This window comes from Parvularcula maris (assembly GCF_024505085.1).
GTDB lineage: Bacteria > Pseudomonadota > Alphaproteobacteria > Caulobacterales > Parvularculaceae > Parvularcula > Parvularcula maris.
The window spans coordinates 36,460-58,602 of sequence record NZ_JANIBC010000004.1 but is presented as its reverse complement, the minus strand read 5'-3'; the positions used below and the strand labels follow the sequence as shown (position 1 = coordinate 58,602).

General features: G+C 66.8%; 19 protein-coding genes. 5 read left to right on the top strand and 14 right to left on the bottom strand.

The annotated features are described in order from the left end of the window. Positions 1-56: 56 nt before the first annotated feature. The 12 genes from NOG11_RS07275 to NOG11_RS07220 all read right to left on the bottom strand — a co-directional run bounded on the left by NOG11_RS07275 (position 57) and on the right by NOG11_RS07220 (position 14,077). Entirely contained in the window at positions 57-2,624 is a 2,568-nt protein-coding gene (locus tag NOG11_RS07275; RefSeq protein WP_256619059.1) for a sensor histidine kinase, read from the bottom strand. Positions 2,625-2,788: 164 nt separating this feature from the next. After that, entirely contained in the window at positions 2,789-4,138 is a 1,350-nt protein-coding gene (locus NOG11_RS07270) for a leucyl aminopeptidase family protein (RefSeq protein ID WP_256619058.1), read from the bottom strand. Positions 4,139-4,199: 61 nt separating this feature from the next. After that, on the bottom strand, positions 4,200-4,730 hold the full coding sequence (locus NOG11_RS07265) for a hypothetical protein (RefSeq protein ID WP_256619057.1): 531 nt from the start codon (positions 4,728-4,730) through the stop codon (positions 4,200-4,202). 1,153 nt (positions 4,731-5,883) lie between these two features. Next, positions 5,884-7,038, bottom strand: coding sequence for a class I adenylate-forming enzyme family protein (locus NOG11_RS07260; RefSeq protein WP_256619056.1), 1,155 nt, complete (start codon positions 7,036-7,038; stop codon positions 5,884-5,886). After that, the gene (locus NOG11_RS07255; RefSeq protein WP_256619055.1) at positions 7,035-7,790 is read right to left on the bottom strand and encodes an aminotransferase class IV; all 756 of its coding nucleotides are present in this window, start codon (positions 7,788-7,790) and stop codon (positions 7,035-7,037) included. Before NOG11_RS07255 ends, NOG11_RS07260 begins: the two co-directional genes overlap by 4 nt. After that, positions 7,787-8,347 (bottom strand): anthranilate synthase component II, encoded by a 561-nt coding sequence (locus NOG11_RS07250; protein WP_256619054.1) that lies wholly within the window; start codon positions 8,345-8,347, stop codon positions 7,787-7,789. Before NOG11_RS07250 ends, NOG11_RS07255 begins: the two co-directional genes overlap by 4 nt. Further along, entirely contained in the window at positions 8,344-9,492 is a 1,149-nt protein-coding gene (locus NOG11_RS07245) for an anthranilate synthase component I family protein (RefSeq protein ID WP_256619053.1), read from the bottom strand. The genes NOG11_RS07250 and NOG11_RS07245 overlap by 4 nt, the downstream gene beginning before the upstream one ends. Before the next feature lie 22 nt (positions 9,493-9,514). Continuing rightward, positions 9,515-10,945 carry a S41 family peptidase gene (locus tag NOG11_RS07240; protein WP_256619052.1) on the bottom strand — a complete coding sequence of 477 codons (1,431 nt, stop codon included), beginning with the start codon at positions 10,943-10,945 and terminating at the stop codon, positions 9,515-9,517. A 422-nt stretch (positions 10,946-11,367) separates the two neighbouring features. Further along, complete coding sequence (locus tag NOG11_RS07235) at positions 11,368-12,498, bottom strand: murein hydrolase activator EnvC family protein (protein WP_256619051.1); 1,131 nt, start codon at positions 12,496-12,498, stop codon at positions 11,368-11,370. Then, on the bottom strand, positions 12,495-12,977 hold the full coding sequence (locus NOG11_RS07230; RefSeq protein ID WP_256619050.1) for a 23S rRNA (pseudouridine(1915)-N(3))-methyltransferase RlmH: 483 nt from the start codon (positions 12,975-12,977) through the stop codon (positions 12,495-12,497). The genes NOG11_RS07235 and NOG11_RS07230 overlap by 4 nt, the downstream gene beginning before the upstream one ends. A 7-nt stretch (positions 12,978-12,984) precedes the next feature. Then, positions 12,985-13,335, bottom strand: coding sequence for a ribosome silencing factor (rsfS, locus tag NOG11_RS07225; RefSeq protein WP_256619049.1), 351 nt, complete (start codon positions 13,333-13,335; stop codon positions 12,985-12,987). Positions 13,336-13,474: 139 nt separating this feature from the next. Further along, entirely contained in the window at positions 13,475-14,077 is a 603-nt protein-coding gene (locus tag NOG11_RS07220; RefSeq protein WP_256619048.1) for a nicotinate-nucleotide adenylyltransferase, read from the bottom strand. Between the two features lie 36 nt (positions 14,078-14,113). Here NOG11_RS07220 and NOG11_RS07215 point away from each other — a divergent pair, with 36 nt between their 5' ends. Both NOG11_RS07215 and egtD read left to right on the top strand, forming a co-directional pair. Further along, positions 14,114-15,085 (top strand): NAD-dependent epimerase/dehydratase family protein, encoded by a 972-nt coding sequence (locus NOG11_RS07215; RefSeq protein ID WP_256619047.1) that lies wholly within the window; start codon positions 14,114-14,116, stop codon positions 15,083-15,085. A gap of 81 nt (positions 15,086-15,166) precedes the next feature. Then, positions 15,167-16,090, top strand: coding sequence for an L-histidine N(alpha)-methyltransferase (gene egtD, locus NOG11_RS07210; protein ID WP_256619046.1), 924 nt, complete (start codon positions 15,167-15,169; stop codon positions 16,088-16,090). Positions 16,091-16,102: 12 nt separating this feature from the next. Here egtD and trpE read toward each other — a convergent pair whose 3' ends face one another. Next, positions 16,103-17,605: an anthranilate synthase component I gene (gene trpE, locus NOG11_RS07205; RefSeq protein ID WP_256619045.1), complete on the bottom strand. Its 1,503-nt coding sequence runs from the start codon at positions 17,603-17,605 to the stop codon at positions 16,103-16,105. Beyond that, on the bottom strand, positions 17,602-19,458 hold the full coding sequence (locus NOG11_RS07200) for a SurA N-terminal domain-containing protein (protein ID WP_256619044.1): 1,857 nt from the start codon (positions 19,456-19,458) through the stop codon (positions 17,602-17,604). The genes trpE and NOG11_RS07200 overlap by 4 nt, the downstream gene beginning before the upstream one ends. Positions 19,459-19,591: 133 nt before the next feature. Here NOG11_RS07200 and tpiA point away from each other — a divergent pair, with 133 nt between their 5' ends. Genes tpiA through secG form a run of 3 tightly spaced genes read left to right on the top strand, consistent with a single transcriptional unit; the run spans position 19,592 to position 21,810 of the window. Further along, the gene (gene tpiA / locus NOG11_RS07195; RefSeq protein WP_256619043.1) at positions 19,592-20,290 is read left to right on the top strand and encodes a triose-phosphate isomerase; all 699 of its coding nucleotides are present in this window, start codon (positions 19,592-19,594) and stop codon (positions 20,288-20,290) included. A gap of 39 nt (positions 20,291-20,329) precedes the next feature. Then, the gene (locus NOG11_RS07190; protein ID WP_256619042.1) at positions 20,330-21,388 is read left to right on the top strand and encodes an alpha/beta fold hydrolase; all 1,059 of its coding nucleotides are present in this window, start codon (positions 20,330-20,332) and stop codon (positions 21,386-21,388) included. Beyond that, positions 21,385-21,810 carry a preprotein translocase subunit SecG gene (gene secG / locus NOG11_RS07185; protein ID WP_256619041.1) on the top strand — a complete coding sequence of 142 codons (426 nt, stop codon included), beginning with the start codon at positions 21,385-21,387 and terminating at the stop codon, positions 21,808-21,810. Before NOG11_RS07190 ends, secG begins: the two co-directional genes overlap by 4 nt. Positions 21,811-22,143: the final 333 nt, after the last annotated feature.

Here is a 22,143-nt window from a genome sequence, read left to right as displayed (position 1 = left end):
TCTAGCTGTTTATGTAGTACTCACTTGCTTGTGAGTACCGCGAAGGAACGGTGACACTACTCTGCAGCGAGTGCCGGGTTGGCCAGCCCGTCCGCCGGGAGGTGGCAGGTCACCATGGTGCCCTCGTCCTCGCGGCTGGCCAGCTTGACGAAGCCGCCATGCAGGCTGACGAAGCTGTCCACGAGGGCGAGGCCGACGCCCGCGCCTGCGCCGGGGCCTGCCGCCTCGTAGCGCTCGAAGACCTTGGCCTGGTCCGCGGGGGTGACGCCGCGGCCCGTATCGGCAACCCAGAGCTTGACCATCTCGCCTTCGCGCTCGGCGCCCAAGGTGACCTCGCCGCCCGGCTCGGTGAACTGGAAGGCGTTTTGCAGCAGGTTGAAGATGACCTGCTTGAGGCGTCGCTCGTCGCCGCGAATCTGGCCGATATGGCTGTCGCAGTCGATGGTCAGGCGAATCTGGCTGTCCTCGGCCTTGAGCGCGGCGTAGGTCTTGGCGTTCTCCATCAGCTTACGGACGTCCACCCAGTCGAGCTCGAGGTTGAGCTGGCCCGCATCGACAGCGGCGAGGTCGATGATGTCGTTGACGAGATCGAGAAGCTTGAGGGAGCTTGCCACGATGGCGGCGGTATAGTCCTTCTGCCGGTCGGACAGCGGACCTGCGAACTCGTTCTCCAGCACCTCGGCAAAGCCCTTGATTACGTTGAGGGGGTCACGGAGCTGGTAGGAGATGTGGTTGGTGAAGCGCGTCTTGATGCGGTCGGCATCCTCGAGGATCTGGTTGCGAACCTCGAGCTCCTTCTGGCGCTCCTGGCTGTCGGTCACGTCGATGAAGCTGACCAGGGTCGCACCGTCCGGCAGAGGCGAGGTGGCGTAGGCCATCCAGCGGCCATCGGTGAGCTTGAACGGACCCCCCGCCTGGGTCTGGCGGTCCTGGGGCGAGAAGCTCACGATACGGCGCTTCATCGAGGCGAAGTCCTCCTCCGCACTCGGCGCCATGCCGGTAAACTCGGCCTGCAGCGCGTCGAAATGGGGAGCGTCCGCAAGCTGATCGCCGGTGAGCGTCCACATCTCCTCGAAGCTCTGGTTGAAGAGCGCCAGGCGGCCATCGGCGCCGAAGACGGCAACCCCCTCGGTCAAGTTGTTGAGGGTAGCGGCCTGGACCTTGATCTGGGTCTGGTAGAGGGTCTGGAGCTCGACCGTCTGGGTGATGTCCTCGAACACCACCGCGACACCGCCAAGCGCATGTCGGCCCTTGGCGACCCTCAGCGTACGGCCCGAAGGCAGGTGCCAGGTCTCGTCGGGGATCTGGCTGTCATCCTCTCCGTAGACGGAGAGCTGTTCCTGCTTCCAGCGCCCGAAATCGGACTGGGCAGGCAGCTTGTCGAGATGGCGCAACCGGTCCAGCACCTCGGCGTGGCTAGGCTTATGAAGCAGCTCCGCCTCCTCCATGCCCCAAAGCTCGACGAAGCTCTGGTTGTAGTATTCGAGCCCCTGATTGGCGCCGAAGACGGCCACGGCGGTGCCGAGCTGGTCGATCGTCTGGCGGTGCGCCTCCTGGTGGCGACGCAGCTCTTCTTGCGCTTTGTCCTGGCGGGTGACGTCGATGGCGAGCCCGGCGAGCGCCACATTGCCGCCCGAGCCATGCATGGGCTGCTCGATGATTCTCAGCACACGCCGCTGACCTTTGATGTTGACGCGGATGAGGTCGTCGGCGGCCTTGCGGCCCGAGCGCTGGTGCTCCTGCTTGGCTTTCTCGGCCACGCGCACGCAAGTGGGGTCGATCTCGCGCTGCTCGCCGATCACTTCTTCCATGTTGATGGCCTCGACCATCTCCACATAGGTCTTGTTGACCCATTCGAGCTTGAGGTCGGGGGAGCGGCGCCATGCAGCGATCGGCGCACGGTCGAGATGGTTGAAGGCGCCGTGAAGGTCTGAGGCGCGGTCCCTCGCTTGGCCTACCACACCGGCTTCCTCGGCGAGGCGAACGGCAGGGTCGGTGAGCCATAGGGTGACCTGGTCGCCAGCCACGCGGCCGTCGCACTCGATGGAGCGGCCCTCTTCGGTGACCAGCGTGCCGGAGAAGGAGAGGCCCTCCGAGCGCAGAAGATGCACCTTCTCGCGCAGGTTGGAAGGTTTGTCGCCGCGGCGGTCCTCCGTCAGCGGAAGGTCCGCGAACGCATCGAGAAGGCTCTCGGCGGGGCGAAGGAAGGCTTCGGGGTCTTTGGACGCGAAGGTGATGAGGCTCGCCAGCGCCGCCGGGCCGCCGAGGACGCGGGGAGCGCCCCAGCCGTCGGAGACCTCGTCGTCGCTCTCCTCCCAGACCAGCACCAGGCCGGGATGGCTGGCGAGGATCGACTCGGACTTCTCGAGCTGCGCTTCCATCCGGGCGAGGTTCTTGGACCAGTCCGAAGTGATGTTGTTCGACGCGGACGCCACGCGCATCGCCCAGAAAAGCACGGCCAGGGCGAAAGCCACCGCGCCAAGCGTCACCGCCAGGGTCGGCTCCAGCCCCAGCTCGAAACTGCCCAGGAGACCGGCATGGTCGTCCTGCATGAAGAACACGGAAAGACTGACCAGCAGCGCCGCGATGACGGCTACGGCGCTTCCTTTGATGGCGGCGTTCATGCGCGCTTGTCCCCTGACGACATGGCCCGCTTCTCGGGCTGCTCCCCAGAACAGCCTGGAATCACTAACAGGGCGTTAAACTTCGTGAAGAGAGTCTTAGAGCGTCCCGGAGGGAACCAGAAGACCCTTTCAGGTTGTGTTGACGATCGCTCGTTCGGAGGAGGCTACCCCTCCTCCCCCATCAGCACGGCGGTGAGTGCGCGCAGACAGAGAACCTCGCCCCCCTTCGGCCTGCCGGGCAGCGGGCTCGGCACCCAGGCGAAGGTGTCGATATGGGTGTAGGGCACCTGACCGGCGAAGCCCTTGAGGAACAGCGCCGCGGTGATCGAGCCAGCGAAGGGCGTCGAGGCAGCGTGGTTGATGTCGGCGATGTCCGAGGCGAGGAAGCTCTCATAGCGCTCCCAAAAGGGCATGGGCCACATGGGGTCGCCCAGGCGCCTTCCGGCCTTCAGCACCTTCTCCTGGAACTGCGGCTCGGTGGAGTAGATCGGCGGCAGGTCCGGGCCGAGGGCCACCCTGGCCGCGCCGGTGAGGGTGGCGAGGGTGATCATCCGATCCGGTGAGCCCTCGAGCGCGAGCGCCATGGCGTCGGCGAGGATCAGCCGGCCCTCCGCATCGGTGTTGGAGATCTCCACGGACTTGCCCAAACGGCTGCGGAACACGTCGCCGGGCCGGAAGCTGTTGCCGGAGACGGCGTTCTCCACGGCGGGGATGAGGAGCCTGAGGTTGATCTCCGCCCCCTCCTCCATGAGGCGCCTGGCCAGCGCCAAGGACGTGGCGGCGCCGCCCATATCCTTCTTCATCAGGCCCATGGACTTGCCGCCCTTGATGTTGAGGCCGCCGCTGTCGAAGCAGACGCCCTTGCCGATCAGCGCCAGGCGCTTGTCGCCGCCGCCCGCCCAGTTGAGCTCGATGAGGCGCGGCTCCTTGCCCGGCCCCGCCGCCCGGCCCACCGCGTGGATGAGGGGGAAGGCTTCGGCAAAGCCATCACCCTGATAGACCTTGATGTCGGCACCAAAGCTGCCTGCGAGGCGGCGGGCCGCATCCTCCAGGGCGTCGGGGCCCATGTCCTCGGCGGGGGTGTTGATGAGGTCGCGGCCGAAGAAGATGGAGGCGGCCTCGCGGGCGATCTTACCAGCGATCTCTTCCTGGGGGATAACGAGCCGCGGCCCCTCGCCGTCTCCTGCGTAGCGGTGGAAACGGTAGGCGCCGAGGGCGAAGCCGCGGGCGATGTCTTCGAGAGGCAGGCTCTGCGGATGCGCGGCGACGCTGTAGGTCCCGGAAGGCAGCTTCAGCGATGCCGCCCCAGCGGCCAGGGGGTCACGGCCCTCGCCGCCCACGCCCACCAGGACCGATTTTTCCGTAAAGGCGATCTGCTCCCGCTCCCCGGTGAAACCCTGCAGCCTGGCGGCAGCCTCGCTTCCCTCCGGTAGCGCACAGGAGGGCGAGAGGAAGTGGAGCGGCGTGCTGCCTTCCAGAAGGGAGCGGTCTGCTGAGATGGGGGCTTTGGTCATCGGGTCTTCCTTCGCCAGGCGCGGAGAAGACCCTTAGGCTGCGCTCGCGACGCAGCTCAACCTACTCTGCCGTGATCCGGCGTTCCCAGCTTGCCTCTTCGAAGCGCAATGTGATGATCTCGGCAGGGCCTGCGGAGGGGAAACCCTCCGTTGCCGCCGTGGGGCCGATACCGGCAAGGCGCATGCTCAGAAGGTTGCTGTCGCGAAGGTCCTTGAGGCGGGAGGCCTCGTAGGGCTCCAGCGCGAAGGTCACGTGGACGCGGTCGTCGCCCTCCATCAGGGGCGGGGCGATGGAGACGATCTGCACCCCGCGCAGGAGCGGCGTCTCGCCAGCACCGCGGGAGAGATCGACCTTGTCGCCGGGCATGATGAGATGGGGCGAGCGCTCAGGGATCACCCTTGCGCCCACGGGCACGAGGCCGTCGGGGATCTCGGCGGCGAGGGCCGCGGCGGAGGCGGTGAGCTCAGGCCCGGCAAAGGGCTCGGCGGCCTCGGAGACGGGGCTCTCGAAGCCGAACAGCCAGAGCGCGGCGGCGGCGATCATCGAAAAAACCATGGCATCGACGAACAGGATGGTCAGACGTCGGCGCATCGGCAAGGTCTCCGCTCTTCAAAGCCAGGAGAGCCTTACCTAAAAAGCGCCAAGGACCGGTTAACCCTGAAAGGCCAGCACAGAGGCGGCCACCATGACCAGCACGCCCATCAGAGCCCAGTCGGCAGCGGAGAGCCAGTGCTGGCTCGGCGCAGCTTGTTTGCGCATCCCTTCCTCCCTCAAACGGCGCGATAAAGTCTCACCGAAGGGGGTTGAGGAAGCGCGAAGAAGAAGGGTTAGGGATGGGTTGCCGGGTTGGTGTGAATGCTGCGCTTTTGTCTGGCAGTAGGGGTTCCGCTTCGCGGGCGGGGCCGATGGCCCGTAGGGTGGACGCCGGCAGGCAGCCACCTTTCTTGGGTACAACGCATAACTCCTTCCCCTGTCATCCCGGACAGCGAAGCTGATCCGGGACCCATGGCCTGACGGTATTCACCGTTCGATCCGGTTCACTCGTGAGAAGCACTCGGTCCATGGGTCCCGGATCAAGTCCGGGATGACGGCGGGCGGAGGGGCACGCAGCACGATCATCCGCTTAGCGCGGACATAAGAGACGAACGGGGACCCGGCGCGCGGCGCTGCCGCAGCTTGGGTGTGAAACTGTGAAAGGTGCTTTGGCATGAGGGGAGCCCATTCCCCTACGCCGCGCGCCAGCTTGGTAAGGCTCTGAACAGGGGCCAATCCTTAGCTCGCCCTGCTCGGGTCCAGCTTGCGGGCAGACGGTAAGCGGACACACCGCCCCCAGGACCACCCGCCCCGAAGCCTCACCAAGGCAGCAGACCAGGTAGGATGGCGCCCCCCGCCCCGACGTCTGCTGCGATGGGGGGAACATACAAGGTGCGGCGAGGGCGGGGATAAGTTGGGTGCTGGGGCGTAGGGCGGCTCGCGAAGCGTGCCGCCGTTCCCAGATGCTACCGCTGCAAGGCGGCACGCTGCGCGAGCCGCCCTACGGGCTCCGCCTCTCCATCCGCTTTCCCACGGCGTAGCGAAGCGGAAGACCGTGGGACCCAGCTCCTGCCGCCTGCGTACGGCTTGGTCCGCCCGGTGGTGGGTCCCATGGATCGCTGCGCGACCATGGGAAGGCGTAAAGAGGAGCCGTGGGTCTTGGAGAGAAGGGGGAGAGCGCCGAGCGGCGGCACGCTTCCCGCAATCCGCCCTATTGCGCCGAGTAGAAATGGTAGATGCGCGGCCGCTCCGCAGGACGCAGCCTCTCTCGGCACCACTCGTCGATCTCCCAGGCGAGGTCCTGGTCGATCTCGAGGCCCGGCGAGAGGGTGACGTCGGCGATGAGACGGTCAAGGGTGCCGGGCCTTCGGGAGAGGCGCACCTCGCAGGAGACGACCCCCGGCCCGCCAGCGATGATCTCGCTGATCTGCTGGGGGAAGACATTGACCGCGCCGATCTGCACGGCGCCGTCGCGCCTAGGGCCGAGGCGGAAGCTGCGATCGCTCTCCCACTCGATCTCGTCCATGGGGATGAGGCGCGCCGTGCGGCCGTTGGCCCGGTGGCGGACGATGGCCTCACCGTCGCGGCTCCAGTGATCGAGGAGGACGAAGGGCTCGGACTGGCTGTCGCGCCAGCCCACCACGCCGGTTTCGGTGGAGCCGTAGAGCTCGCGGATGGCGCCGATGCCGCGCTGGCGAAGCTTCTGGGCCACGTCCATGGTCAGCGCCTCGCCGAAGGAGAGGCCGACCACATTGCCGGGTATCTCCGGCAGGGTCGCAGCGAGGTAGCGCCAGAGGGTCGGCGTCGCCACCACCAGATCGCCGAAGCGCAGGGTCTCGGAGAGCTCGTCAGGGGTGAAGCGGCGGGCGTCCAGCACCTCGATCCGCTGCAGGTTCGGCGCGATGACCGAGCTGTTGAGGCCCAGAAGCGAGTGCGGCGGCACCATGGCGATCGTCCGCTTGCGCCCGGACAGGAGCGAGGCGACGGCGGCGCCGTCCTGGAACATGTCGTCGGCGGGGTGGGTGGTCGCCGCCTCGCCGGTCTGGGTAGTGGGGTAGAAGCTGAACTCGGTGAGCTTCTCCAGCGCCTTCTCCGCCACGAGGCCCGCCCAATCGCCGATGGTGCAGGAGCCGTCGGTGGGCAGGTCCACCTCGCCGTGGCCGAAGAACTCCGCCGCCCGTGCCGAGCAGTCCTTCACCTGCTCGGGGGTGAGAGCGAGGCCGCTCACGCCCAAGGAGGTCTCCGCGCCCCAGCCGGAATGGACGAGGCTCTCCGTGTAGCGCTTGTGCCGACGTGCGAGCTCATCCGCGATGAGGGCGGCGAGGATGCGGACGATGGTCCCCTGCTCGAAGGTGAAGCTTTTCATGTTCCTTCGGTTTCGGCCTCTTCGAGGATAGCCGTCAAGCGCGCGGCTGCAGCAAGGTCGGGCTCGGCGCCGCCCTCGAGACGAAGGCGCTGGACGCCGACGAGGCTGTTGCTGCGCGCGAGGGGGTAGCGGCGGAGGTCGTCCGGCTCAATGGGCGCCTCACGGACGGCGCCTCTCTCCAGCAGCACCTCGCGGACGATGCCGTCGAGGCAGCCCTCAGAGGTGGGAGGCGTAATCCAGCCTTCTCCCGTCAGGGCGTAGAAATTGGCCATGGCGGTGCATGCGGGCCTGCCCTCGCTGTTGAGCATGACGACATCGTCCGCCTCCGGTGCTTTCGCCAGCGCCAGGACATTGTCCGTATAGGCGAGGGTTTTGTAGCGTGAGCTGGGCGCGTCGGTGCTCCGCCGCCAGTTGGAGAGCGCTGCGGTAGCAGGCGTGGTCGGCCTCGGTCCTGACGGTGCGAACCGTGTCAGGACGACAGGGGCGCACGGGCTTGGCGGCCTGAGCCCCCTTGGCCCCGAACCCCGGCTGATCGTAGTACGCAACGAACCGGTCTGGCCTTCTAGTTCCGAGAGAGCTTTCTCCATGGCGGCAGAAGCGGGCTCGCACGCTTCTTCCATGCCGAAGAAGGTCAGTGCACGCCTGAGCCGCTGCCGGTGGCGTTCGAGAAGCAGGGGGCGACCATCTTCCACGCGCAGCGTGTCGAAGACGCCGTCGGCGAGGAGAAAGCCTCTGTCGTCCTCGGCGATCACCGGGTCGTCTCCAGGAAGTTGCCCAGCAGGTCCCGTCCTTCGGGGGTCAGAACCGATTCCGGGTGGAACTGGACGCCGCGGTGGGGGAGGCTCTCGTGACGGAACGCCATCAGCTCTCCGTCCTCGGACCAGGCGGTGGGGATGAGGGGTGTTCCTCTGATCTGCGAGACCAGGGCGTGATAGCGTCCGGCGGAAAAAGGGTCAGGCAGGCCTTGGAAGAGGAGGTCGTCCTCGTAGCGGATCGCTGACGCTTCTCCGTGGACGGGCGTTTTGGCGGCAATCGTCTTGCCGCCATAGCTCTCGGCGATGGCGAGGTGGCCGAGGCAGACGCCCAGCATGGGGGTATCGGGGAGTGCGAGGGGAAGCTCTACCGACAGCGGGGTCTCGGCAGGGGTGTAGGGGCCGGGGGAAAGGATGACGCCGCTGGGGTGCAAACCCGCCGCTTCGTCTGTAGACAACGCATCGTAGCGGACAACCCTCGTCTCATATCCCGCCTCGCGGACATAGCGGGCCAGGGTCTCGACGAAGCTGTCCTGGTTGTCGATGACGAGGATCATCGCGCACCTGTCAGCAGGCGGAAGAGGTACGCCTTGGCCTCGGTCTCGGCATACTCGGCAGCGGGTTCCGAGCGCCAGGTGATGCCGCCGCCGGAGCGGGCGTCGATCCTCCCCCGGCGGTGGTCGGCCACGGCAGTGCGGATGGCGACGCTGGCGACGGCCCTCTCCTTCGTCACGGCGAAGACAGTTCCGCAGTAGGGCCCCCTCCCCTCGCCTTCGAGTTCAGCGATGGCGCGCATGGCGGCGAGCTTGGGTGCGCCGGTGACCGAGCCGCAGGGGAAGGCCGCGCGCAGGGCTTCGGCAAAGGGGAGGCCCACGCGTAGGCGCCCTTCGATGCGGGAGTACAGGTGGTGGACGTGGGGCAGGGTTCGCACGCCGCAGATCACAGGCTCGTCCATCGTGCCGTCCTCGCAGACCTTGGCCAGGTCATTTCGCATGAGGTCGGCGATCATGATGTTCTCGGCACGGTCTTTCGGATCGGCCTGAAGCGCTTCGAGAAGGGCCTGGTCCTCTTCGGGCGTCGCTCCCCTGGGCCTCGTCCCCTTGATCGGCTCGGCCCGGAGCGTGCCTTCTTCAAGCGAAAGAAAGAGCTCGGGGGAAGCGCTGAGCACGGAGAAACCGGGCACCTCGATATGGGCACCGAATCGCTGCTGGAGAGCGAAGCTGACGGCTTGTCGCGGCAGCCCGGAGTAGTGTTCGAACCATGCGCTGTCGCGGCGGGAGATATTGGCCTGGAAGTAGTCGCCCCTCGCAATGCTCCGCCGGACCTTCTCCACCTTCTCCTCGAACGCCTGCCTGCCTGGCTCGCTAACCGTACGTAGAGGAACGGCCGATGCAGACCCTTCGTCCGCAGGGAGGGTTTCGGCCCCCTCGAACCTGCCGATCCACGCCGCCGGAGCATCGAGCGGCGGCGGAGGCATGTCGAGGTCATGCCCAGCCGCCAAGCCGCACTCGTAGCTGAGATAACCGGCGACCACCTCGCCCGGACGGAGCTTCAAGCTCATCTCGGCAAGCTGGCCGAAGGGGTCCGACCCAGCCAGCTCCTCCGTGGACGCCTGCCATGACGACGAAAGGCCGGTCAGTCGGACCGGCCTTCCCAGGAAACCTGCCGCGAGATGGGCCCGCGGCACATTTCGTTCGCTCACTGCCTCACTCCTGTGGAAGGAGCTAGCGCTGCACCGCGCCGGCATCGGCGAGAAGCTGGCCGAAGCGGCTCTGATCGGCGAGGATCTCCAGCGCGCGTTCGAGCTGGCAGTCCTTCTCCAGCTCGCACTCCACCGGCTCGATGAAGAGGGCGGTGGCGTTCTCCTTCTCGCGCTCCTGCTCGGCCACGGCTTCCTGACCTTCCATCAGGATTTCCTGGACCGAACTCGTCTCCTCGCTGACGTCGAGAGCGCCTTCGAGGTCGGCTTCGGAGCGGCGCTCGGCGGGGCCTTCCTGACCCGGACGGGTGATCGGCATGACGATGTCGGGGACGATGCCCATGGCCTGGATGGAGCGGCCCGAGGGGGTGTAGTAGCGCGCCGTGGTCAGACGCAGCGCGCCGGACTGGCCCTGACCCAGCGGCAGGATGGTCTGAACCGATCCCTTGCCGAAGGTCTTGGTACCGAGGAGAAGCCCGCGGTTTCTATCCTGAAGCGCACCGGCGACGATCTCGGAGGCCGAGGCCGAGCCGCCATTGACCAGCACGATGATCGGCAGACCGTCCAGCACGTCGCCGCGCTTGCCGAGCTCACGCATGGAGTCCTTGGGACGGCGCCCGCGGGTGGAGACGATCTCGCCCCCGTCGAGGAAGGCGTCGGAGACGGCCACCGCCTGGTCGAGGAGACCGCCGGGGTTGGAGCGTAGATCGAGGACGAGGCCGTCGAGCCTGCCGCCTGCTTCCTTCTTCAGGTCGCGGATGGCCTCGAGCATCTTGTCTTCGGTCTTGGCCGTGAAGCTCGCGATGCGGACGAAGGCGAAGCGGTCCTGTTCGAGACGCGCGGTGACGGGGCTGACCTCGATGATGTCGCGGGTGAGCTCGAAATCGAGGGGCTCGTTGACGCCTTCACGGGCCACGCGGAGGGTGATGCTGGTGCCGGGCTCGCCCTTCATCAGGTCGATGGATTCGGTCAGCGACTTGCCGAAGACGCTCTCGCCGTCGATCTCGAAGATGAGGTCGTTGGGCTCAAGACCGGCTTTCGCGGCGGGGGTGCCGTCGATGGGTGAGATCACCTTGACGAGGCCGCGGCCCAGCCCCTCGCGCTCCTGGGTGACCTGGATGCCCAGCCCGCCGAACTCGCCGCGGGTAGTCTCCTGCATGGTCTGGAGGTCGGCGGGGGGGAGGTAGTCGGAGTGGGGGTCGAGCGAGCCGAGCATCCCCTCGATCGCGCCCTCCATCAGGTTCCTGTCGTCAGGCTCCTCGACATAGTTGCGGTGCACCGTCTCGAAGGCCTCGCCGAAAAGGTCGAGCTGGCGGAAGGTCTCTGCGCCGAAACCTGATTTGGCGAAGCCGGTGGTGAGAAAGCCCGCCGTGACCGCGCCGCCGAGAACGGCTCCGAGGGCCAGGGAGGACGCGCGGTGAGCCTTGCGGCGGATGTCGGTCGCCTTCTTCGTCATAGATGCCGTTCTCTTCCTTTGGGTGCGCCGAGGATGGTGATCGCCGCTGCCTGCTAGTTCTTCGCCCGAGCCTGTCATTTTGTTGCGCCGATGTCCAAGGCCAAGATTTGATGCTCTAACAATGTGGACAAAGTCTCAAGGTTCCATGGTGGGTGCGGTTGGCTTCTCCCCCTCAGCCTGCCGGCAGCTCCCCCTGGTAGTAAGGCGATCGCATACGATGTAGCATCGTCATCTCGGGGCCGCGTAGCGGAGCCCGAGATCCAGAATCGAAGCGGCCTTATTGTTGGCTGGGCATCGAAAACGTCGACCCTGGCCGATTCTTGATTCCGGGCTCGCTCTGCGAGCGCCCCGGAATGACGACGGAATGTTCTACATGCGATAGCCCTGCGATGCCGGAGGCTGAGGCAGTAGCGTAGGCGCTCTCACCCCTCGCTGAACCAAGGCGTGGGATCCACCGGGCGGCCCTGGTCGCGGACCTGAAACCTCAGCCTAGGGTTCTGCGCCTGGGGCGACATGACGCCGACCGGCTCGCCCGCGCCGACACGCTGGCCCTTGCTCACGATGAACTGGTCGAGGCCGACATAGATATGGGTGAAGCCGCCGCCCACATCGACGATCAGCACGTTGCCGAGCGAGCCGAACTGGGAGGCCCACTGCACCACCCCGCCGAAGGGGGCGGTGACGACGGCTCCCGGCCTCGTCACTAGCTCCACGGCGTCCCGCTCCCCGTCCCTTGCGAAGGTGCGGGCGGGGGTGCCTGCCACGGGGGGATCGAGACGTCCCTTCGCATCCGCGAAGCGTGCGGGAAGATCGCGGTCACGGCGGCTCTGGCGGTAGCGTTCGATGATCTCCTCGGTGGAGGGCAGCTCGGCCAGACGGTTGAGAAGCTCGCGCAGGGAGGAGGCTTCGGCGGCGAGGCGTCTCGTCTCCCGCTCTGCCCGCCGAAGGGCGGCCTGGTCCTCTTCGAACGCGTCGCGACGCTGCTTCATGAGGTCCTCGAGCAGACGCCTGCGCTCACCAAGGGCCTCGTTGGTCTCTTCGAGCTGGGCACGGGCGCCTCTCTTGCGCTCGCGCAGGCGGGCCAGCTCCTCGATCTCCGCCTTCCTGGCCTCGACGATGTCGGCGAGGCGGGGGGTCAGCGAGGACAGGCTGATGGCCGCCAGCGCCGCCGACTGCGCGTCTCCCGGCGAAACCACCAGCGCGGGCGGGCGTGAGCGTTCGAGGTTCTGCAGCGCGGCGAGGACGGAGGAGAGCTCAAGCGCCTTCTTGTCGAGGTCTTCGAGCGCCACGGCCTCCCGCGCCTCGATGTCCTGGAGGTCCTGCTCCAGCTCCGTCGCCCGCGCCTCGGCGGCCTGGAGGGCCGAGGCGGTGGAGACGAGCTGGTCCTGAAGGGTCTCGAGGACCCCCTCCAGCTCCTGCGTGCGGCTCCTGATCTCGGCGGCGGAGCGCTCCTGCTCCTCGATCTGCCGCTCGAGTTCGCGCAGGCGCTCCGCCTCGGTGGGAGGCTGCTGGGCGAGGCTCAAAGCGGTAAGGAGGGCGAGTAGGCTGGTCATCCGCCTCGGTGATAAGGGTGGTTGGTTAAGATGGCGAGGCTTCTGTAGAGCTGCTCGGCCAGCATGGTGCGGCAGAGGGCGTGGGGCCAGACGGCGCGTCCGAAGGAGAGCAGCCTGCCGCCGCTGGCCTGGACCTCCGCGCGGAACGCTTTGTCGAAGCCGTCCGCCCCGCCGATGCAGAAGGCGAGCTCCGGCGTGCCTTGGTCGCGCTCCCGCTCGATCAGCGCCGCGATCTCGGGCGAGCTCATCGCTTCGCCGCGCTCGTCGAGAAGCACCGCCTTGCCTTTGAGGCTGACGCGAAGGGCTTCGGCCTCGCGCGCGGGGTCGCTGCCCTTGCCGGGCTGGATGAAGCGGCTTTCCGGACCCTTGAGGCCGAGCTGGGGGGCGATGCCCCCTGCCCGCTTGAGGTAGTCCGAGGCGGCCTCGGCCAGCGGCTCGCGCTTCGCCTCCCGCGCGATGGCGGCCAGCACCAGACGCACAGGGAAGCTAGGCTTCTGCCGAAGGGGTGTCCGGGGAAGCAGGCGGGAACCGCTCAGGCGCCCAGATCCGCTCCAGATTGTAGAAGCCCCGGACCTCGGGCCTGAAGAGGTGGACGATCACGTCGCCCGCATCGATCAGGACCCAGTCGCAGGCGGGAAGCCCCTCGGTCTTGATGCCCTGGACGCCGGCATCCTTCAGCTCGCGCTGAAGCTTGTCGGCCAGGGCGCCCACATGGCGCTGGGACCGGCCCGAGGCGATGACGAGCGTGTCGGCGACATCAGACTTGCCCTTGAGGTCGATGGTGACGATCTCCTCCGCCTTCTCCTCGTCGAGGCGATGGAGGACCGCCTCGGTCATCGAGGCGGCGGTGAGCGCTTCTTCCCTGCTGCCCTGCGGGGCCGAAGCGTTTCTAGCGTGGGACGCGGACGTCCCCTGGTCATGATGAGGTATCAGCCTCTGTTCTCCTTACGGCGCTCTTCCACTGCGAGAGCCCGCCTCATGTAGCACTTTCGAAGTAGCTTTTGGAGGGGTCGGCTTCCTCGCGGATCATGGAGGAGCTCTCGGGCTGGGAAAGCCCGCCGATATAGCACCAGGCGGGGGCCTTCTGGTGGGCCAGCGCCGTGGCATGCCGCTCGGGAAGCTGGCAGCGGCTGAACGCCCGGCCCGCCGCCGAGTGCAGCGCCTCCCCCTTGTAGCCGGGCCGGGAGACGACGGCGATGGGCAGCATGTGCATCAGCTCGCGCCAGCGGTGCCATTTGTGAAGATTTGCAAAGCTGTCCGCGCCGAGGATGTAGACGAAGGGCGTGCCCCGCTCGCGCATGATGAGGCGCTTGATCGAATCGACCGCGTAGACGGGACCGAGCTCGGCCTCCGGCGCCACCTGCACGTTGGGCAGGCCGCGCATCATCTTCTTCGTGGCCTCGATGCGCTTGTCGAGCGGCGCGTAGTCACCCGCCTCCTTGAGCGGGTTCTGGGGCGTCACCAGCACCCGCATACCTTGCAGGTCGAGGCGCCTTGCCGCGTGACGGACCAGGGCGCGGTGGCCCTGATGAGGCGGATTGAACGAGCCTCCCAGGACCCCTATGGCGGCTTTCTTCATGGCTTTGTTCTCTCCCACGCGAAGGCAGCGACCTTTATGACCATCCTTCTCACCGGTGCGGCGGGCTTCATCGGCGCCAGGACGGCGGCGCTGCTGCTGGCCAGGGGTGAGACGGTGGTCGGTGTCGACAATCTCAACGATTACTACGACCCCGGCCTCAAGCAAGCCCGGCTGGACAGGTTGAAGGGTGAAGCTGGCTTCACATTCCTCCGCGCCGATATTGCCGACCCTGGCCTTGCGGAGAGGGTCAGCGAGCTCGGCATCGACCGTATCATCCACCTCGCCGCGCAAGCGGGGGTCAGGTACTCGATCGAGGCGCCTAGGGCCTATGCCGCCAGCAACCTCACCGGCCATACCGAGATGCTGGAGATGGCCAGGCGCTTCGGCGTGAAGCACATGGTCTACGCTTCCTCCTCCTCGGTCTACGGCCGCAATACGGACCAGCCCTTCCGCGAGGACCAGGTGACGGACACGCCGGTGAGCTTCTACGGCGCCACCAAGAAAGCCAACGAGCTGATGAGTGAGAGCTACGCCTCGCTCTACTCCATTCCGCTAACGGGGCTCAGGTTCTTTACCGTCTACGGACCGATGGGCCGCCCCGACATGGCCTATATGCTGTTCGCCGACGCGATGATGGCGGGGGAGCCCATCAAAGTGTTCGGCGAGGGGCAGATGGCGCGTGACTTCACCTATATCGACGACATCGCCGAGGGGGTGATCGCCGCCCTCGACCATCCTCCCAAGGGCGCCCCGCCCCACCGGGTCTACAATCTCGGCAATGACCGCCCCGAAGAGCTCAGTGAGCTGATCGAGCTGCTGGAGGAGGTTCTAGGACGCAAGGCCGAGCGGCAGCACCTGCCGATGCAGCAGGGCGACGTCCGGCGAACCTGGGCCTCCATCGACCGTGCCCGCGAGGAGCTCGGCTACGCCCCCAAGACCGGCCTGCGCGAGGGGCTGGCCGCCTTTGCCGCGTGGTACAAGGAGTACCGCAAGACGGCTTGGTGCTGAGATGCGAGGTTGATCTAGGTAGCGGGCTCCCGTTAGGCGGTAGGGCGCCGGAGAAGGCGCAGCGACCGGGTAGCCCACGACGTGAACCAGCAGTTCCTCAGCGAAGTCCTCGAAGGGCTCGCGAAGCCTCAGAAGAGCCTCTCCGCCAAATGGCTCTATGACGAGCGCGGCTCAGAGCTTTTCGAAGCCATCACCAGGACCGAGGACTACTACCTCACCAGGACCGAAGCGGCGGTCATGGAAGAGGTGTATCAGGAGCTTCCCGAGGCCTTGGGCGGAAGACCGGCGGTGGCGGAGTTCGGCAGCGGCGCGGGCATCAAGTCGCAGCGCCTGATCGAGGCCCTCAACCCCTCCGCCTACGTGATGATCGACGTGGCCGAAGAGTTCCTGCGCCGCTCCGAAGACGTGCTGTGCGAGCGCTTTCCTCATGTGGACGTTCAAGGGGTCGTCGGCGATTTCTCCGGCTCGGTCGAGCTTCCGGCGAGCTTTCAGACGGCGGAGCACCGGATGGGCTTCTTTCCGGGCTCCACCATCGGCAATTTCGAGAGCGGCGGGGCGCAGCGCTTCTTGGAGCGCAGCCGGGAGAGCTTCGGCCCCGGAAGCCGGTTCCTAATCGGCGCGGACCTCGTCAAGGACGAAGCTGTGCTGCTCGACGCCTATGACGACAGCGAGGGTGTCACGCGGCAGTTCACCCTGAACCTCCTGGAACGGATGAAGCGCGAGATCGGGGCGGAGCTCGATATTGCGGACTTCGACGCTCTTTCCCTCTGGAACCCGCAGGACGCCCGGATGGAGCTGGGCGTAGCGGCGTTGCGGGATACGGTGATCACCGTTGACGGACGGCGATTTGCTCTCGAGGCTGGCGAGACCATCCACACGGAGAACTCGCATAAATACACGCCCTCCTCCTTCGAGAAGCTGGCAGAGAAAGCTGGTTGGAAGCTCGATAGGCTGTGGACGGACGAGAAGGACTGGTTCGGGGTGTTTCTGCTCCGGGCCGGGTAGAAGGGCAGCCCCCTACCCCAGCCCCTTCCCGGCCAGCACGAACGCCTCCTTGATCGCGGCGCTCTTCGCCTCGCACTCAGCGAGTTCCGCCTGCGGATCGCTGTCGTGGACGATGCCTGCGCCCGCCTGGACATAGACGCGGCTGTCCTTCACCACCGCCATGCGCAGGCCGATGCAGCTATCGAACTCGCCGTCGGCGCCGAAATAGCCGATCGCGCCTGCGTAAGGTCCGCGGGCGGAGGGTTCGAGCTCGTCGATAATCTCCATGGCGCGAATTTTCGGCGCGCCGGTGAGGGTGCCGGCTGGAAAGCCGTTCATCATCGCGTCGAGCGGGGTCAGGTCGTCCCTCAGCTCGCCTGTGACGTTGGAGGTGATGTGCATGACATGGCTGAAGCGCTCGATGACGAAGGTTTCGGTCGGCTTCACCGTGCCGAGCTTGGAGGAGCGTCCCACATCGTTGCGGCCAAGGTCGAGCAGCATGAGGTGCTCCGCCCTCTCCTTCTCGTCGGCGAGAAGTTCCGCCTCAAGTGCTTTATCCTCCGCCGGGGTCTTGCCGCGAGGCCTGGTCCCGGCAATGGGGCGGATGGTCACCTCCCCCTCCCGCACACGGACGAGGATCTCCGGGCTCGCGCCGAGTAAGGTCGCGGGACCGAAATTGAGATAGAAGAGAAAGGGCGAGGGGTTGATGCGCCGAAGCTGGCGGTAGGCGTCCAGCGGCCTGCCGGAGAACTCGGCTTCATACCGCTGGCTCAGCACCACCTGGAAGACATCGCCGGCGACGATGTACTCCTTGCCCCTCTCGACGACGGATAGGTAGTCCTCAGGCTTCGTCATGGCGCGGAAGGATACATCCTCTTCCGGTGAAGGCTCGGCCAGATCGAGCGGTGCGCGGAGCTTTTCCAGCAGATCGTTCAGGCGTATGTCCGCCTCGGCATAGGCATCGGCGAGGGGCTTTCCTCCGTCGGGGCGTAAGGTGGCGACCAGCACCAGCTCCCGCCGCACGCTGTCGAAGGTCGCCACCACCGCAGGGCGGATGAGATAGGCGTCGGGCAGTCCCAGCAGGTCTTCCGGCTTGTTCGGCAGGTGCTCCGCATAGCGAACGAAGTCGTAGGAGAAGAAACCGAAGAGGCCCGACGCCATGGGCGGAAGCTCGCCCTCCTCAGGGCGGTCGGCCTCGTTCTCCGCAATCAGCCTGCGCAGGGCAGCGGGTGCGTCGCCTTCCGTGCGCAGAACTTTGCCCGACCCGTCGCAGGTGACCGCCTCACCGTCCTTGCACGACCAGATAAGGTCGGGCGCGAGGCCGATGGTGGAGTAGCGCCCGAGCTGCTCGCCGCCCTCGACGGATTCGAGCAGGAAGGACCCCTCCTCGTCCCCGGTCAGCTTGAGATAGGCCGAGAGAGGCGTCTCCAGATCGCCGAGCACCCGCCGGTAGACGAGCTGGGGACGGCCTGCCTCATAGCCCTCGGTCAGATCGCCCAGGGAAGGCGCGAGGCGGTCGTAGCCCTGGCGGCTCACCCCTCGTCCTGGCCCAAAGCGCGGCTGATCTGGCGCGGGTTCTGCTTGATCTGGGTCTGCTCTTCCAGGGCCTGGAGGAAGGCCTCGTTGAGCTCGCCGCCGACCTGCTGGCCGAACTGCTGGGCCACCACGGGGGCGGCCTGCTGGATCGCCTGGCTACCTGGGAAGCGCACGGAGGAAACCGTCAGGGCGTAGATGCCGTCCGCCGACTGAGGGGTCACCGTCTCGACCTCGCCGATATTGAGGGAGAAGCCGGACTGCGCCACCTCGCGCGGCGCGGCGTCGGCGGCGGCCGGTGTGAGGGTCGCGGTGGTCACCTCGCCGCCGAGCCCCGTAACAGCCGCGGCAAAATCCTCACCGCTGCCGAGCGCTGCCTGGAGCTGGGCCTTGATCTCCGCCGCGGCTCCGCTCGCCGCGTCGGCCTTGACGCCGGAGACGACCTGGTCTCGCACCTCGGTGAGGGGCAGCGGCGCGGGCGGGGTCACCGCCTCCACGGTGACGAAGCCGTAGCCGTTCTCCAGGCGGACGGAGGAACTCTCCTCGCCTTCCTCGAGGGTGAAAGCCGTCTGTCCGAGGGCGGAGGGCACGTCGGCAATGGCGCCGAACTGGGTGAAGAGCTGGCGGTCGAGCGGTCCTACGGTGCGCGCCTCGAGACCGACCGCTTCGGCGGCTTCGGCAAGGGCGGCGCCCTCGTCGCGAGCCGACTCCACCGCCTCGACCAGCTCGATCAGGCGCTCTTCGGCGATCTCGGAGCGGAGGTCGGCTTCGAGCTCCTCGCGCAAATCCTCGAAGCTCGGCGCTTCCCGGGTGTTGATGGCAGTGACCTCTGCGTATGTAACGCCGAAACCGTTCTCGACGGGGCCGATCCTCGTGTCAGTCTCGGCACTGAATATCGCTTCGGCGACATCCGAGTTGATGAAGTCGCCGCGGGTCTGGTCGGCCAGGCGGCTCACTTCCACGCCCGCCGCCTCGGCGATCTCTTCGAGGCTCGCATCCTCGGCTACCCCTTCGAGCCGATCCACCCGTGCGCGCGGCACGACCACCTGGCGCACGGTGCGGGTCTCGGCGGCGGAGAGCTGTCCCTGGCGGGCATTGTAGAGCTGCTGCAGCTCGTCCTCGGAGAGCTCGATGCCCTCATTGGCGTCTTCTTCGGTGATCTCGAGAACCGTCAGCGTGCGGTACTCAGGGCTCTGATAGCGGTCAATGTTCTCCTGATAGGCGGCTTCGATCTCTTCCTCCGTGGGCTCGCGGGAGGCGGCCTCGGCGGGGATGAGGGCGTAGGCGACATCGCGCTCCTCGATCTGGCGCAGCAGGAGGTAGCGGGTGAGGTCTTCCGAGGAAGGAGGCGTACCGGTCAGCGCCTCGACGATCTGCTGGCGCAGGAGCTCCGCCTGCAGAAGGTCGCGGAAGCCTTGGACCGAAAGACCCTGCGATTGCAGCACGAGGCCAAGCCTGCGCTCGTCGAACTCGCCGGTCTCGGGGTCCTTCAGCGCGTCGAGCTGGCGGATATAGTCCTGCAGCACCGAAGGGGGGGCGGTGAGGCCAAGCCGCTCCGCCTCATCCTCGATCAGGGCACGAACCACCAGGGTCTGGATGGCGTTCTGGCCGATGCCGCCTGCCAAAGCCTGCTCGCGGGTGACGTTGGGGTTCTCCTGCTGCACGCGGGCGATCTGGCTGCGCAGTTCGAGCTCCAGATCACGGGAGGAGACGCTCTGCGAGCCCACCTGGATGGCCGAGCTTCCGCCGAAATTCTCCAGCGCCGGTACACCGACGAGGCCGAAGGCCAGGATGATGACCACCGCCAGGACGTAGCGCCCGCCCCCTGCCATCACACCGCGGAAACTCTTCAGCATCTCGTTCTGCCCTTCTTCTGCCCCATGGGGCGTGTATCTCTCGTCTAGCGGAGATGCCTAGCAGGGCCTTGAGGGTTGGCAAGCCTTACCGGGTTGGCGCAAAGGCGCCGGGACTATCGGGAGATCGCAGAACATGGCGCTAATTATCGGCAACTGGAAGATGAACGGGCTGCGCAGCGGCCTCGATGAGGCGGGAAAGGTTGCCGAGGGCAAGCGCGAGGGCGACCGCCTGGTGATCTGCCCACCCTCCACCCTCCTCATGGCCATGGCCGAGGCGCTGGACGGGACAGGCGTCGAGGTCGGCGCACAGGACTGCCATATGAGCGCATCCGGCGCCCATACGGGCCGGGTCTCGGCGGAGATGCTGAAGGATGCGGGCGCCACCTATTGCATCATCGGCCATTCGGAGTGCCGCGATGAGTGCGGCGACACCGATGGGCTCTTGGGCGAGAAGCTAGCCGCCGTCCTGCGGGCCGGGCTGAAGCCCGTCTTCTGCGTCGGTGAGAGCCTCGAGACCCGCGAGGCGGGCGGCGCGATCGACCATGTGAAGCGTCAGCTCGAGGTGGTGGAGGGCGAGGCGGGGCGCGCCATCGTCGCCTATGAGCCCATCTGGGCCATCGGCACGGGCAAGACCCCTTCCGCGGACGACATCGCCGCCATGCACGAGGCCATGCACGCTGTCTTGGGCGACGGCACGGAGCTCCTTTATGGCGGCTCGGTCAAACCGGCCAACGCGGCGGAGATCCTGAGCCTTCCCCATGTAGACGGCGCCCTGGTCGGCGGAGCGAGCCTCAAGGCGGAAGACTTTCTTGGTATCGCCCACGCAAGCTAGGCGGGAACAAAGGCGCAGCTAGGGCGGAACCGACAGGCTATGACCCCTCAGTTCTTCGTCACCACGACCGCCCTTTTGGTGCTGGCCGTGATCGCGCTGTCCTACTGGCAGGACAGCCGGGTGCGGAGGGCCGCGCCGCCCGCGGGCCGGTTCGTGCCGACGCGGGAGGGGCGCATCCACCTCATCACCCGCGAGGCACGCGAGACCGACCCCAAGGCACAGAAGCTGCCCATCGTGCTCCTCCACGGCAGCTTCGCCAACGGGCTCGACATGGACCTCGACCTCGGCCCTGCCCTGGCGGCGGACAGGAAGGTCATCATCCCCGACCGGCCAGGCCACGGCTTCTCCGACCGGCCTGAGGACGGCTTCAGGATGGACGTTCAGGTGGCCGCCCTTCGCGAAGCGGTTCGGACGACAGGTGCCGAGCGTTACGTGGTGATGGGTCAGAGCTACGGCGCTGCGACCTCGCTCGTCTGGGCCATGGCCTACCCGGAGGACGTGGCGGGGATCGTCCTGGTCGCGCCGGTCAGCCACCCTTGGCCCTACGGGGTCAGGTGGTATGTGAGGGTCGCCAACAACCCGCGCTATGGCTGGCTCTTCAGGCGCACCTTCATCGCCCTCTACGCCCGCTACGGCCTTCGGCGCGGGGTGGCGCGCGCACTGAGGGGCTGCCGCGCGGCGCCTACCTATTTCGAGCGCACCCGCACGGCGCTGGGCTTCAGGGCGGGCGAGTTCCTCTATAATGCCCAAGACATCTGCCGCCTCTACGAGCAGCTCGTGCCCCTCGCCGCCCGCTATTCCCAGTTGAACGTGCCCGCCGAAGTGGTCGCCGGGACCCACGATCTGACGGTCCTGCTGCCGATCCACGGGAGGAAGCTGGCCGAGGATCTGCCCAAGGGGAACCTCGATGCCGTGGAGGGCGGGGGCCATGCCCTCCACCACTCCCACCCGGAAAGATGTCTGGACGCCGTGGCTAGGGTCGATGCACGGCTTGAAATAGAGGCGCGCTCGCCTCTAGAGAGCGCCTTCAAAGCGATCACCGCGGTCTTCCCGCAGCGCATCGCGCCGAAACAGAACGCCGAGCAGGACCCGACATGACCGCCATCATCCTCACCATCCAAGCCATGATCGTGCTGGCGCTGATCGGCGTCGTGCTGCTGCAGCGCTCGGACGGCGCGGGCGGCCTCGGCATGGGCGGGGGCGGCGGAGGCGGCGGCCTCATGTCGAGCCGAGGCGCGGCCACGGCCCTCACCCGCACCACCACGGTGCTGGCGGGGCTGTTCTTCGCCAACTCGCTCATCTTCTCGCTGGTGGTCGACCAGTCCGACGACACCGGCGCCTTCCTGCCGGTGAACGAGCGCGGCGAGCCCACCGAGGACGACTTCTCCGACTTCATCCTGCCGAGCGAGGACGAAGGGGAAGAAGCCGCGCCCGACGCCTTCGAGCTGCCTGACGACCTGGGCGCCTCCGACGAGGAAGCACCGGCGGAGGAGACCGACGAGGGCGAGCCGCAGCGCTAGTAGCTGCTTTTCTCCTCTTCGGCAGAGAGAGAAACGAATGGGCGAGGCCGCCCTTCCCCGTCATCCCGGAAAGCCGAAGGCTTATCCGGGACCCATGGACCGAACCGTAGCCTTCATTTGCCGACTAAAGGCCATGGATCCCGGCTTTCCGCTTCGCTGCAGCCGAGATGACGGCGGGTTTTGAATGGCGGTCGCAACTTCGTGTGTTCGTCGATGCTTGCTGAGACATCCAAAGCAAATCGCACCAACCATGTTTCTGCGAATTAGTCGCAGATTCTTGTTGCGATTGATTTTCATTCATCGTAGCGCGGCTCCAGTTGATAATCGTTCTCA

Excerpts from the sequence above, each read along its gene's own strand:
- NOG11_RS07275 (WP_256619059.1), bottom strand. The coding sequence starts at position 2,624 with ATGAACGCCGCCATCAAAGGAAGCGCCGTAGCCGTCATCGCGGCGCTG.
- NOG11_RS07270 (WP_256619058.1), bottom strand. The coding sequence starts at position 4,138 with ATGACCAAAGCCCCCATCTCAGCAGACCGCTCCCTTCTGGAAGGCAGC.
- NOG11_RS07265 (WP_256619057.1), bottom strand. The coding sequence starts at position 4,730 with ATGCGCCGACGTCTGACCATCCTGTTCGTCGATGCCATGGTTTTTTCG.
- NOG11_RS07260 (WP_256619056.1), bottom strand. The coding sequence starts at position 7,038 with ATGAAAAGCTTCACCTTCGAGCAGGGGACCATCGTCCGCATCCTCGCC.
- NOG11_RS07250 (WP_256619054.1), bottom strand. The coding sequence starts at position 8,347 with ATGATCCTCGTCATCGACAACCAGGACAGCTTCGTCGAGACCCTGGCC.
- NOG11_RS07240 (WP_256619052.1), bottom strand. The coding sequence starts at position 10,945 with ATGACGAAGAAGGCGACCGACATCCGCCGCAAGGCTCACCGCGCGTCC.
- NOG11_RS07235 (WP_256619051.1), bottom strand. The coding sequence starts at position 12,498 with ATGACCAGCCTACTCGCCCTCCTTACCGCTTTGAGCCTCGCCCAGCAG.
- rsfS (WP_256619049.1), bottom strand. The coding sequence starts at position 13,335 with ATGACCGAGGCGGTCCTCCATCGCCTCGACGAGGAGAAGGCGGAGGAG.
- NOG11_RS07220 (WP_256619048.1), bottom strand. The coding sequence starts at position 14,077 with ATGAAGAAAGCCGCCATAGGGGTCCTGGGAGGCTCGTTCAATCCGCCT.
- NOG11_RS07215 (WP_256619047.1), top strand. The coding sequence starts at position 14,114 with ATGACCATCCTTCTCACCGGTGCGGCGGGCTTCATCGGCGCCAGGACG.
- NOG11_RS07200 (WP_256619044.1), bottom strand. The coding sequence starts at position 19,458 with ATGCTGAAGAGTTTCCGCGGTGTGATGGCAGGGGGCGGGCGCTACGTC.
- tpiA (WP_256619043.1), top strand. The coding sequence starts at position 19,592 with ATGGCGCTAATTATCGGCAACTGGAAGATGAACGGGCTGCGCAGCGGC.
- NOG11_RS07190 (WP_256619042.1), top strand. The coding sequence starts at position 20,330 with ATGACCCCTCAGTTCTTCGTCACCACGACCGCCCTTTTGGTGCTGGCC.
- secG (WP_256619041.1), top strand. The coding sequence starts at position 21,385 with ATGACCGCCATCATCCTCACCATCCAAGCCATGATCGTGCTGGCGCTG.